This is a genomic window from Aquimarina pacifica (assembly GCF_000520955.1).
GTDB classification, from domain to species: Bacteria; Bacteroidota; Bacteroidia; order Flavobacteriales; family Flavobacteriaceae; genus Aquimarina; species Aquimarina pacifica.
The window spans coordinates 114,857-128,347 of the sequence record NZ_JACC01000014.1; the positions used below are offsets into that span (position 1 = coordinate 114,857).

Here is a 13,491-nt window from a genome sequence, read left to right on the forward strand (position 1 = left end):
AATATGCTCCCTAAGCCAATCTATTAACAAGAATAATATTCTACTTCATGAATAAAATTAACCTAAATCTACTTTTAATTATATTAGTAATATTTCTGAGTTGCGAAAAAGACAATGCAGCTCCACAAGAAGAAATTAATCAACCATCTATAGATGAAACCCGTTTAATTGAAATTGATGGTAATAAAGATGATATCAATTTTCAAAATGTGGTGAAATTAATAAGTGCAAAGGATTCTATTTTAATATTTAATAAAGGAAATTCTATTTTAGAAATTACTGACATTTCTCTACCAAATGGTTTTTCAGCCAATTGGTTAAATGCAGAAATTTCACCTAATGGCTCTAAGTATTTAACTATTACTTTCTCTCCAGTTGAAGAAGTAGAGTACTCTGGTAATATTGAGTTTTCTAGTAATACCACTGGTGTTTCACCATCGATTTCTCTTAATGGTAAAGGAGTTAGCAATATTTATGAAGGAGATGTACAAGTTTTAAGTCAAAAAGAATTAGAAGATTTTATTGACAAGGGCTACGTGCAAATAAATGGAGTCTTTAGTATAGGAGATGTTTCGATAGCCTCATCATACGAAGTTACAGATTTGACTCCCTTAGAAAAACTTATCTCTGTAAGAACTTTAGTAATTTACTATCTCACTTTAGAATCATTAGAAGGTATAGAAAACCTAAAAATAGACGGAGGTTGGATTGATATAGCATTTAATCCTAATTTAAAAAATTTGAAAGGGTTTCCAAAAAATGAAAATTCATCTCTAAGTGTTTATCTAAAAGGAAATAAGAACTTAGAGGAGATTAATGATTTAGACCATTTAAAATTATTAAAATCGTTATACATAATTGGTAACGAAAAACTTGCAAATTTGATAGGGCTCGACAATCTCGAAAGCATTGAAGGTGTTTTAAATATCGTAGATAATATCTTAATTGAAAATTTGACACCACTTTCAAATCTTCTATCTGTTGAAGGATTCGTAAAGATTAATGAAAATACATCTTTATACGATTTTTGTGGTTTAGTTCCCTTAATTTCTTCTGATGGTGTTTTTGGTACATTTAATCAGCCGAAGGACAATAGCTTTAACCCTTCAGAATCGGATATAGCATCAGGGAATTGTAAACTTGAATAACCATTGTTTAAAAAAGTGTATGTAATAATGCCTAGGGTTAAGAATCACCTTATTCATATTAGCTGTAATTAAAATGCTTTTTTTAGATAGATGAATATAGTCAATCTGTTTTAAGTAGTCTATGAACTTTACATTGTTTGTATAGATTAAAAAGCTTTAATTGAATCTAATGCATTAAATTCTATTTTTGATGAGCCTTTAGTTTCTCAATCAAATTTGTGTCAAACTCCTTTTTGAGTTCTGTGATCTCTTTTACATTTTCGTTAGGAATGGCTATAGATAATACATAATGCTTTATTTTCCATCCTACTGTCGTTTTTTCTAAAACTCCACTACCACGACATATTCCCATTTGTGTATCCAAGAGCTCGTCGAACCATGCTAATTTTGCTTTGTCTTTGACATATATATTTCTATCCAAGGTAGAAAAACTCCAAGCTTTGCCTTTGTCAAAATATGGTTTGCAAAAAGCTTTGAATTCATCATTTTTCCAATTTTCTGTGGCATCTGTACCAATAAAAATGGCGTCTTCTGTCATAGAATTAAAATAGGTGTCAAAGTCAGCATTTGCTGCAGCACTATGCCACTTTTCTACAACAGTAGTAATATCCGTTATGTCTTGTTGCGAAAAACAGTAATTGCAGAGAAGAAAGGATAACAATAGAAAGCGCATAATAGGTGTTTTATTCTTCTTCAGTTTCTAATTCTCGTAATAATTCTTTTTCTATACTCTCTGGGATTGCGAGTGACAGTTCGTTTAATTGAATGATTAAGCTATTATATGCTATTGCCAGTTTTGAGTTGGCTGCCATAATTTTTTTAGAATCAGGATGCTTCTTTTCAGCTAATAATTTTAATAAACCTGATTCTGTATGCAGTAGGTTAATTCGAGAGCTTATTGTGTTTTTCTTTAGATCTGTTGATAGATTTTCTTCAAAAGTCATGATTAGAAGATCAAGGCTATCCGTATGCTGATTAACGAAGAAAGGATTTGCAGTATTTAGAGATTTAATAAAGACTCTTAGGTTTTGAAAATCTTCAAAGTCTTCGAGACTTTTTTCTGCTTCTGGAGACAGCTCTAGGAGTTCAATTTTTATTTTTTCTTTTGACAGACTATCTAATTTTGCAATAGGTTCTGTTTTCTGTTCTGTAGAAACAGTTTCATTATTACATCCAGTGCAAAGTAGTATAGTAACAGTGATAAAAAAAACAAATATTCTCATGATATAGTATACTGATTTTTAAAAAGACTCAAAAATAGCGTATTTATGGCAATTTTTATTTTTTATTTAATGAAGTGATTTATACTTTTTCAATCGCTATAAAATGTATTTTTTTACTCAATCCTCACTAGAATATAAAAAGACCATCTCTTATCATAAGAAGGAGATGGTCTTTTTTAAATATTAAATTACTCTTTATGTACTAACTAAATCCTTCGGTTTTGCTTCAGTGCATATCTTTGATTTAACATTACAGAGATTTGTGTTATTGTTTCACAAATGTTTTTTGATAGGTGATTTTTCCGTCTTGAACATGCAAGAAATATACTCCTTGAGCTAACTGACTTATATCTATAATCTCTTGGGTTTCTTTTATTGTATTACTTTTTACTATGTTACCTATGCTATTGTATATATAATACGTTGGGTTTGATGTAGAAGTTATTTTTGGGATTTGCAAGTAGATTCCTTTCTTGGATGGATTAGGATATAGGATCATGCTCTCTGATTCTTCTTTAATAGCACCGCCGCTGCCTGATCCTGAATTTTGAACAGTTTCTTCTTTCCAATAAAAGGTTTCCCAAGTAAGACTATTGTTACCACGGGCCCGAACAATACCTTCATTCTCGTTCCACGAAGCTTGCAACCATTTTCCTGAGTGAACGCTTTTGAGAGCCACCATACCATCTCCCATTGATAACCATTCAAATCTTTCCTGGCTTCCTTTACTTTCTCCTCTTGGCATTACAGCTGATTGTGCGTCTAGATCCGGAACAGTTACATATAAACCGTTTGCAAAAGCCTTTAGAGCAATTCCCCCGTCGGGATGTTCTTCTACTAGAAATTTTTCCCAGGCACCTATTTGTGTTCGATCTGCAATAAGCCTGTTATTAGCATCTTCTGCAGCAACATATAATTGATCTCCTCCACCTTTTTGCAATGAAATGTATTTTCCGATCGGAATGTCGCTGGTTATGTTTTCAGCTTTGAACTCTATATAATTTAAATTAAAAGATCCTCCATTAATTTTTAATCTAAGGATGTCATTAGTTCCACTTGTTAAATCGATGCCTGATAGCGTGACAGTATCCCAAATCTGCCAATCCCCCGTTTGAGGAATAGCTATTTCTCCTAAATACGCATTTCCTAATGTAACCTCAATTGATGAGGATATATTATTTTTGGCTGCTATCCTAAAAGAGATTTCATAAGATCCAGATTGTACGTCACTGATTGTGTATTCTAGCCATTCATTGTCATTGATCCAACCTACATTATACTCACCATCTGTGTCTTCTGTTGTTTCTATGTCTACGCCTTCATTGGTTCGGTAGGCTTTCCCTTTATTATTAGTCTCTGTGTCTGTATAAGAAATTCCTTCTCCTCCATTATCAAAATCTTCTGCTTCAATAATTCCGGGTATGGTATGAGTTGTATATGCAGTTTGATTAGGAATACTAACAGAACCCACAATAAATGTTCTGGTTACTGTTTGTCCGTTATAGGACACTTCAAACGTCCATTGACCTTCTTCGTCATTAACTGAAATACTGCGATACCAGTAAGAAGAATAGTAATCGCTGGTAAAGTTTTGAGTCCAACTATAAAATACATCTCCTGATGGTGTATAAATAGAATACTCTGCGTTGGTACCTGTCTGCTGATCTGCAAAATACCCTGCAAAGATGATAAGATCATCTGGGTCAAATTGATCTTCAATATTCAGATCCTGTATTCCCGGACAATTATAGAACTCTGGAGCGGCACTATGGGTAAGAATGGTATTGATTTTTGGATTTACATATTCTTTTTGGTCAACCCACCAGCTATCTTCGTTTAGGTCGTTACAGGGTCCTTCATAAGGATCAATAAGATTGTTGTTAGCATCATAGGTTTCAAAATGTAAATGAGGACCTGTACTGTTACCAGAACTTCCTATAACCCCCAAGAATTCTCCTTGTGCCACCGTGTCTCCAACATTTTTTGAAGTAAGACTTCCACTTTTCATATGACCATACCAGCTCACCGAACCATCGGCGTGTTCGACATATACGGCGTTCCAGAAACTGCTGTTAAAAGAACAATTTTGATCATAACTACCATCATTTTTATAGATAATTTGACCAGTCGCTGCGGCAATAATATGGGTTTGATTATCTTCCATTTGCTGCCAGCTAAAAGGCCAGGTGTAGATGTCAATACCCTTATGATCATATCCACTAGTGGTATCATAGGTTCTCGATCCACAATTATAATCGCTTAAACTATTGGTTGCCGAATCATGATCTACATAATTAGAAATCGCCCAAGTACTATTATAATCAAACCCTGCTGCTTGTTCTACCGGCCATATAAATTGTACCGTTTGATTTGCCTTAATTGTATGGTATTTATTCGTTTTCTTAAGTGAAGCCCTGCTTTTTGAAAGAAGATCGAATATGCTTTTCCGTTGTTCTGAACTAAGACAAGCTGTTTCTTGTATATCTCTGGGGTTTTTCCCTCCATATGACTTTTGAGATATAATACGATCAGGGATGACTAGTATAATAATGGTGAATAGAAGCGGGAGTAATTTTTTCATGATGTAAGGTTTTTCGAACTACTTTTTTTGAACTGTGTTTTCAAATTATTTTACAAGTGAGGCTTAGTTGGCCTAGAAATGCTTCTGCCGGTAAACAAAATAAATACCCGCTCTATTTTAAGTAGATTTTTGTGTGTAGGTTTTAAATAAATTAATCACTGGAACCGCTTCAAAATTATTAAAACTATAGCTTACTTTTTTGACTTTTCGATGAAGTACCTGAAAAAGGATTGTAGTTGAATACGAAAACATTTGAGGAAGTGAAAAAGAGAACGGGAAGTAGGATAATCCTTATTATTTCATAGTATTCATTAGATATATTACGTCAATTTACTTGTTAAAATCGGCGCAAAAGATCAATTTTTGCGAGATAGGTGATGCATAATCTTCATTTCAACATAAACAAGAATGCTTATTATAACAATTTCCAGAAAAAAATAAGTCCATCCTAACGCTGTTATTTTTTTATAGTGATACATAAGTAAACCAATTGATACAAAACAGTAGGTTAGATTCGCCCAGATGATAATTTTTAAGAAAAACTGATGATTCTTTTTAATTTGGTTATAGCAATTGAAATCATATATGGCAAAGACACAGGGGATCACTGCTAAAATGTAGAGAGTCTCGGCGGGCATTCCGAAGAGCGACTCATATATTGCGATAGCGACTAATAAAAAAGCTGATAAAATTGCTCCCAAACCATCTATAAGAAATATTTTTTTTGGATTGAGAGCAATTTTATATGTGATTTTGTTGAGGATCAATACTTGATTAAATAGATTTAATTTTATCTGATATCTCCAAAATAGTATCGGCACTGTTATTTTTTATGGCTTCTTTAAGCCAGAGTGCAGAGTTTTTTGGTGTTCGTACTAAAGTATCAAAATCTACATAATGTAAGCCAAAACGCTTATCATATCCAGAAGCCCACTCAAAATTATCCATAAAAGACCATGCAAAATATCCTTTTAGCTTGACTCCTTCTTCTATAGCTTGTTGGCAGGCTTGCAAATATCCTTTGTAAAAGTCTAAGCGCTCTTGGTCATCAACTTTTCCGTCCACAAGCTCATCAGGATATGCACATCCATTTTCGGTAATATAGATATCAGGATGATCATATCGTTGATCTATCCACTCAAGCATTTTTTTACAACCCCAAGGCACTACGGCCCAATTCATCAAGGTGAGTTTCCAGTTTTCGTCCAAAGATAAATCTACATCTTGATCTTCAGAAATACCGCCATTTCCATACACACTGCGTTCTTTTGCCGTTCCATCATCATGAGCAGCATACATGGTTGTATAATGATTCAGTCCAAAAAAATCAGAAGTTCCTTTGATCATTTTTTGTTCTTTGGCAGAAAAAGTAGGTAATCTATCTCCTAGTCTTTTTTTCATCACCTCAGGATAATCACCTTTGTAGATTGGATCTGCGAACCAAGCTAGAAAAAACTGAAGCGCTCTTTCTGCAGCTTCCTTATCTTGTTCGCTATTTGTTAGCGGTTCTCGCCAATCACAATTATTAGTAATTCCTATCTGTCCTTTTTGATGACTATATTTTTCTCTGTATACATGTACTGCTTTGGCATGTGCTAAAATTAATTGATGTCCGGCCAAATATGGTTCGGATGTAGATACTCTACCCGGAGCAAAAACTCCTTGTCCGTATCCTAGAATAGCCACTACCCAAGGTTCATTTAAGGTAATCCAGTTTTTTACACGATCCCCAAAACGCTCAAAACATAGATCGGCATACGCTGCAAAATGGTCGGAGATAGTCTCCCCAAGCCAACCATCATCCTCTAACTGTAGCGCTAATGGTAAATCCCAATGATATAATGTTACCCACGGAACAATATCTACTTTTATTAGTTCATCAATAAGATCAGAATAAAACTGAATACCTTCTTCGTTAACAGTTCCTTTTCCTGTAGGAAATATTCTTGCCCAAGCAATTGAAAAACGATAGGCTTTTACTCCCATATTTTTCATTAACTGGATATCTTCTTTAAATTTATGGTAATGATCACAGGCAATTTCTCCTGTTTCTCCTCTGTGTGTTTTTCCGGGAATACCTGAAAAAGCATCCCAAATAGAAGGTCCTTTGCCATCTATTGCGGCTGCACCTTCAATTTGATATGATGAAGTGGCCGTGCCCCATATAAAGTCATCTGGAAATGTATTCATACTAAAATTATATACTGTTTTTAATATGTAGCTTAATATTGCACTACTCTGTAATTCTTCTTTTATTTAGGTCCGAGGTGATTTCTTCCATTTTTTCGGTTGTCAATGGGTAAAGTAACATAATTACTGCAGCAATAATAGTAACGATAGATGGAATCCAACTCATAAGCATTTTCATCCCAGGAATTGCCCCTTGAATGGCAGATGTATCTTGTCCATTATAATGAAATGCCCCTAGAACTAATCCAATAATGGCTCCAGCGATACCACCACCAAATTTTGTTGCAAAAGAACCTGCTGAATATATTAGTCCTGTAGCTCTACGCCCATTTTTCCATTCTGAGTAATCCGCGGCGTCTCCCAACATTACAAAAAATAGCGTAGGGAATATGGCTGAAGCAAATTCTGAGATAATACCAATTGTAAAAATAGCTCCAATATCGTCTTGATTGCAAAAAATCAGTAGTGCGTTTACGGCTCCAGAAAAAACTAATGCGTAAATAAATAAATTACGTTTTCCGAATTTTTTACTCAAAGGAGCGGTAATAAATGCACCAGCAATAGAGGCAAGCATTAAACCAACCAGATAAGAAGCTGATAATAATTGATCATTGAGATAATGAGTGAAATATATGATTACAATTCCTTGCTTGATAGAATTATAAATATTAAATAAAAGACCAATAATTAACAAAATAACCCAAGGAGTATTTTTTATTAAATCTTTGAAGTCTCGACCTAAATTACTTTTTTGATCTTTAGGAGGTTTAACTCTTTCTTTAGTAAAATAAAAGGTCAGTAACATTAATAAAGCCAGTAATGCAGACATTACGTACATAGATTTACTATATCCCTGTTTTTGATCAATAATGGATATATTATCACTAGAAATATCTTTCTCTCCTGTTACTATAAATGCATAAGTCTCTCCTTTTTGCATGGTAAAACTTTTACCATTAGTCGGTTCGTTTTCATCATTACTTTTATCAATATCGTCCCATACAAAGGTGGCGATACCATCTTCGGTTTTTATATTTACATGTTCTACATCTTTAGATGCAGTAACTGTTACGTTAAATGTATCTTCTTTTAGCTGAGATACTTTAATAGTTGGTTCAACATTTCCGAAATAAGCGACTAGAAACAACAATGCTCCTTGTACCAGCATTCCTCCTGCAAATGCACCAGCCATCCTAAAAGATCCAATGCTTGTTCGTTCTTTATCGTTACCGGTCATAACAGCCATAAGAGCACCATACGGGATATTATTAGCTGTATATAATAAGGTGAAAAATATATAGGTAATATAGGCGTATACTATTTTACCATTGTCTCCTAATTCTGGGCTTGTGAATAATAAGGAAAGAATGACTCCTAACGGAATTGCAGTCCATAAAATCCAGGGGCGAAATTTTCCGTATTTAGAGTTAGTGCGATCACCGATAACCCCCATTAATACATCACTAATACCATCACTAAACCTAGCTACCAAAAACAAAACGCCGACGGTAACTGGACTCAGACCAAAAACATCGGTGTAAAAAATAAACAAAAAGGTAGCGACACCTCTCCAGGCAATATTTGCTGCACCATCTCCCAATGCATAACCAATTTTTTCTTTTAAAGGGACTTTATTGTTTATTTCCATCTATGGGTGTGGTGTTTTATGTTTATCTGTATTCGTACAAATTCAACTTTTATTGATAAATAATGAGTTTACTGTAAAAGAATACTTTTTATTCTGTTTCTACATTCAGGATAAATAGCAGTTGGTAATCTTATACAGTAAACTCATATAATCAATTGGTACAATATTACTCGTATGTGTAGAAGAAGAGTAAATAAAAGCAGATGTATAGACAAAATGAATCGGTACTTTTTTGTTTCTTAAAAAAAATGGTTGAAAAGGATTTTTTATTTTTCTTGATTCTTAATTGCTCTTCTGTGAGTTTGGTTAAGATATTGTTGTGCAATTCTATTCTCAGGATTTTGGTCAAAAGTGTAGAGCACAATAAGAAATATCCATTCTAGAGGTTTCATTAAAACATATACGATGTCGGCGATGATCTTCGAATTAAATATGCCATAATACCGATGTATAAAATCCCCGACTTTATTGTAGTTTTGTCTTATAAAACGATGTGTTTTAGGTGTTTTTTGCTCAATTAGTTCTTCGAAGGCATTTGCAATCAAAAGTTGTCTGTTACAAATTATTGGGTTACCTTTTCTTTCTCCTGCACGTTGTGGCTTTACGATAGCACGATGTCCATTTGCAGCCACAGAGCATAAGAAGTGCCCTCCACATTGTACATTGTCGCACAGATAATCAAGTTGCGAAAACCCATGCTTATAGGTGTCCGTAAAAACGCGAATTACTGAGTCAGGTTTTTGACCAAAAATTAAAAGAAAACCAGAAACTAGAACCAATATGGGTAAGCATAAAATAAGTAATATTGGGATTTTAAAAATAAGCTTCGAATGTAATATTCGCCATGCAATCTTTTCTATCTTATTAAGCGTTTCTGGATCAAAAGAAGTGCTGTAGTCAGCTAGTTTTTGCTGGTTTTTGATAAGTTCAAAAATAAAAAATAGGACGACAGGTAGATTGCCAAATAACCAAAATGGTGACTTAACCTGGATAGAGATCATGATGTTGAGAATAATTCCGCCTAGCAAAATAGTATTAATCAAGGTTTCTATTACGGGACTACTAATATGTTTTTTTAGTGTGGATAAAAAATAGGCGAGAATACAAATGATAATGATAGTATATATGGTTATTTTATGCTCAGGTGCGAAGGTGGCGCTATCTGAACAGCAATCATTTGCGGACTCATCAATAACAATTAAGTAAAAAAGTGGCAATCCTATTAGGACAAGTATTTCTAAGATTCTATTAAAAATGCGATGATATATTCTTTTTCCTGTAATCAGAAACCTTATAAAATCAATTGAGACCAGAAATGAAGGTAGTCCAAAAACCAGTGTTATTAGCGCCATTAATTAATTATTTTTATCATCAATACTATTGTTCAAGAAATATATAGATTTACTTTATGAATGATGTATATACTTACAGAGATTTTGTTTTCTTCTACATTTATTTTATCTCTATATCATATTCCATTTTTTTTGCTGTAGATTTTGCAATCTCTACGCCATATAGGTTTTTTATAATATAAAAAGACATGTTAATTCCTGCAGAAATCCCTCCCGAGGTTATAATCTCTTGTTCATCTACATATTTTACATTTCTAATAACATGAACCAATGGATATTCTGTTTCTAATCTATCCAAATCCATCCAATGCGTAGTAGCTTTTTTGTGATTTAATAATCCACATTCTGCCAATAGTAATGCTCCGGTACAGACAGATGTTGTTAATTGCGTTTTCTGATGTTGGTTCTTTATCCAGTCGAGCAGTAGAGAATTCTTGATTTCAATTTCTTCTGCACCATATCCCCCAGGAACGATTAAGATATCAATATCTGGATTATCGGCAAACGATGAATTAGGGGAGATTTTTAGTCCATTTCTTGCTGAAATGATTTCGGGGAATTGACCAATAGTAATTACTTCAAATAGTTTTTTATTGTCTTTTTCGGCTAATGAAAAAACTTCAAATGGTCCTGCAAAATCCAGAACCTCTACTTCGTTAAAGACTAGAATACCAACCCGCAATTTCTTGTGCATATTACTAAAAATTAATCATTTTAATCTCTTTTGATTCTCCTTCAGAAAGAGTTACTTGCTGCATGATGCCGCCTCCTGTTTGATCCCACAACATAAATGCAATTACATAGTAACTACCTGCTGGTAGGTTATTAAATTCAAACTCTCCATTTTTATTGCACATGGTCTTCATAGTATCATGAAATTCTTCGGGATCAGGAGTAAATTTTGGGATTCCGTCTTCAACATGAACATATCCAGAACTTTTGCTTTGGTAGATATGGTTTAGTCTTTCTTGAGTATACCCACAATTAGGTAACAATTCTATTCTAAACTCATCACCAAAACGGATATCTCCACTTTTTGATTTGAATTTAGCAATTCCTTTTATGCTGCCATTTCCGTTAGACTTGAACCATTGTATTTCTTCAGTATCGAATTGGTTTATGATCTTAATGGGTTGGTCATTTTTATTTTTTTGATGTTGTGAGCAACCAATCAATAAAAGTCCTATTATGAGTACTGATATTTTATAGTTCATTATGTTTTGTTTTTCTATTATTTATTTTAAAATTTATGAGATAATTTCCTGCAGCCTATGGATATAGAAGCGCAAGGAGTATTTTTTTTTCTAATGTACGATCTTCTTTACAATTGATATTACTATTTCTATATTTGTATTACCACTATTTTCTAATACCACTGTTGTATAGCGATATTCGTACTAGATTTTTTGTAATAAAGGATTAAAGGCTTTCGAAGCTACAATAATCGTATCTCCTATATTAATGGTCTTAATTTCATTTTCTTCAGCGATTATTTTCACGAAATTAGTACCAATCAAAACAGTTACCACATAAATTACCTCTTCTTGTTTGATATCAATAACTTCTCCCGAAAACTGAAATTTTCCTGAGACTTGTTTTGTGGTAAATATATCAAGTGGTTTTCCTTGTTTGTGAATACGCCCTTTATCTAATTGGATAACATTATCAGACATTTTAATGACCTCACTAATCTCATGACTAATAAGTATTGTAGTAAGCTTATATTTTTTGTGAACACTAAGTATGTAATCTTGTAACTTTATTCTCATACTTTGATCGAGTGCAGATAGTGGTTCATCAAGCAGTAAGATTTCTGGTTTTCGAACTAATGCTCTGGCTAAGGCAACTCTTTGTTTTTGCCCTCCGGATAGTTTATCAGGTCTCCTATCTTGCAACTCTGCAAGTTCTATTGTATCTATAAGTTCTTTAACAATTTGTGTGTCCTGACCCTTCTCTAGTGCATAAATTAGATTTTCTTTTACGGTCATATTAGGGAATAATGTATAGTCCTGAAATACAAAACCAATTTTACGCTGTTGCGGTTTCAGGCAAATTCCTTTTTTGGTATTCAGCCATACATTATTACACATAATTATATGTCCTTCGTCTACAGAAAGTAATCCAGAAATCATTCTTAGGATAGATGTTTTTCCTGCTCCGGATGGACCGTACAAGGTAGTAAATGAACCAGGCACAATATCAATATCAATGTCAAGAATCATAGGGCCATTGGCAGCCATTAACTTTTTGTTGAGTGCTATGTGTATCATTTCCAAAATCGTTTTAGGTACCCTCCGTTTACCAGATATACAACTAATAAGATACCAAAAGTAATTGCAAACAAGATAATAGAGTACCAATTTGCTGCATTATAATTAAGAGCTTCTACTTCATCGTATATTGCTATAGAAGCAACTTTTGTTTTTCCTGGCATGTTTCCACCAATCATTAGAACAACTCCGAACTCTCCTATGGTATGAGCAAAGGCAAGAATAATGCCGGTTAATAATGATGGTTTTATGTTAGGGAGTACCACCTTAAAAAGGGTTTTGATTTTTGATTTACCTAGTACATAAGAAGCTTCTATAAGAGTCGGGTTAAGATTGGTAAAACCTGCCTGAATAGGATGCACCATAAAAGGCAAACTATACAGAACAGAAGCAAACACCAGTCCTTTAAATGAAAAGATTAATTGTATACCTAATGTGTCGTGCAACCAACCTCCCAGTGCGCTTGCTGGACTAAAGGCTACCAGTAAATAAAATCCTAAAACTGTTGGTGGTAATACCAAAGGCATGCTTACCAATGTTTCTAAAATAGGCTTAAGACGAGACTTAGTATATGCCAACCAATAGGATAGGGGTACCGCTATAATAAGTAACCAAAGTGTGGTCACTAATGCGAGTTTGAATGTAAGTAATAAAGGTTGCCAGTCGATCATCTTATGAGTGTGATACCATTATTTCTGTTGTTTTGACCATTGCCACGATGGGGTCCCCAATTTTTAATTGCAATAAATTTATTGCTTTAGACGTCAATAAGGCTGTTATGTTTCCGAGATTTGTAGCCAGAACAAGTTTGCTAAGCAGTATTCCTTTCTCTATTTCGAGAATAGTACCTTGGGCCTTGTTATGAATACTAATGTTGAGGTCTAGATCTGTACTAATGGACACTTCTGTTTCTTTAAACATTAGTGTAATCTCTTTTCCTTGACATAAATATGATGCGGTATCAGGAGTCTCAATTACAATAGTCGTCCAAAAAACATCTTCATGAACGCATACTTGCACCAAGGATAAACTCCCATGAGTTTGTATAGTACTAATATGTCCTCTCAAGGTATTCATGA

12 protein-coding genes are annotated in these 13,491 nt (G+C 33.8%); 1 reads left to right on the forward strand and 11 read right to left on the reverse strand.

All coding sequences use genetic code 11. From position 1 onward, the window contains the following. Window positions 1-47: 47 nt before the first annotated feature. Window positions 48-1,148: an Ig-like domain-containing protein gene (locus DZ60_RS0110290; protein WP_025741992.1), complete on the forward strand. Its 1,101-nt coding sequence runs from the start codon at window positions 48-50 to the stop codon at window positions 1,146-1,148. Between the two features lie 181 nt (window positions 1,149-1,329). Here DZ60_RS0110290 and DZ60_RS0110295 read toward each other — a convergent pair whose 3' ends face one another. The 11 genes from DZ60_RS0110295 to DZ60_RS0110350 all read right to left on the reverse strand — a co-directional run bounded on the left by DZ60_RS0110295 (window position 1,330) and on the right by DZ60_RS0110350 (window position 13,489). Beyond that, window positions 1,330-1,821, reverse strand: coding sequence for a nuclear transport factor 2 family protein (locus DZ60_RS0110295; RefSeq protein ID WP_025741993.1), 492 nt, complete (start codon window positions 1,819-1,821; stop codon window positions 1,330-1,332). 10 nt (window positions 1,822-1,831) lie between these two features. Beyond that, window positions 1,832-2,371 (reverse strand): hypothetical protein, encoded by a 540-nt coding sequence (locus DZ60_RS0110300; protein WP_025741994.1) that lies wholly within the window; start codon window positions 2,369-2,371, stop codon window positions 1,832-1,834. A 265-nt stretch (window positions 2,372-2,636) separates the two neighbouring features. Continuing rightward, complete coding sequence (locus DZ60_RS24195) at window positions 2,637-4,952, reverse strand: carbohydrate-binding protein (RefSeq protein WP_025741995.1); 2,316 nt, start codon at window positions 4,950-4,952, stop codon at window positions 2,637-2,639. Between the two features lie 774 nt (window positions 4,953-5,726). Continuing rightward, window positions 5,727-7,142, reverse strand: coding sequence for a GH1 family beta-glucosidase (locus tag DZ60_RS0110315; RefSeq protein WP_025741997.1), 1,416 nt, complete (start codon window positions 7,140-7,142; stop codon window positions 5,727-5,729). A gap of 43 nt (window positions 7,143-7,185) precedes the next feature. Continuing rightward, entirely contained in the window at window positions 7,186-8,790 is a 1,605-nt protein-coding gene (locus DZ60_RS0110320) for an MFS transporter (RefSeq protein WP_025741998.1), read from the reverse strand. A 266-nt stretch (window positions 8,791-9,056) separates the two neighbouring features. Beyond that, the gene (locus tag DZ60_RS24200) at window positions 9,057-10,142 is read right to left on the reverse strand and encodes a DUF6688 domain-containing protein (protein ID WP_025741999.1); all 1,086 of its coding nucleotides are present in this window, start codon (window positions 10,140-10,142) and stop codon (window positions 9,057-9,059) included. Window positions 10,143-10,242: 100 nt separating this feature from the next. Continuing rightward, a complete protein-coding gene (locus DZ60_RS0110330; protein WP_025742000.1) occupies window positions 10,243-10,836 on the reverse strand; it encodes a DJ-1/PfpI family protein in 594 nt (197 codons plus the stop codon). A 4-nt stretch (window positions 10,837-10,840) separates the two neighbouring features. Then, window positions 10,841-11,356: a hypothetical protein gene (locus tag DZ60_RS0110335; protein WP_025742001.1), complete on the reverse strand. Its 516-nt coding sequence runs from the start codon at window positions 11,354-11,356 to the stop codon at window positions 10,841-10,843. Window positions 11,357-11,539: 183 nt separating this feature from the next. Then, complete coding sequence (locus DZ60_RS0110340) at window positions 11,540-12,412, reverse strand: ATP-binding cassette domain-containing protein (protein ID WP_025742002.1); 873 nt, start codon at window positions 12,410-12,412, stop codon at window positions 11,540-11,542. After that, complete coding sequence (gene modB / locus DZ60_RS0110345) at window positions 12,409-13,080, reverse strand: molybdate ABC transporter permease subunit (RefSeq protein ID WP_025742003.1); 672 nt, start codon at window positions 13,078-13,080, stop codon at window positions 12,409-12,411. The genes DZ60_RS0110340 and modB overlap by 4 nt, the downstream gene beginning before the upstream one ends. Before the next feature lie 4 nt (window positions 13,081-13,084). Next, window positions 13,085-13,489, reverse strand: a complete 405-nt coding sequence (locus DZ60_RS0110350) for a TOBE domain-containing protein (protein ID WP_025742004.1) — start codon at window positions 13,487-13,489, stop codon at window positions 13,085-13,087. Window positions 13,490-13,491 lie beyond the last annotated feature (2 nt).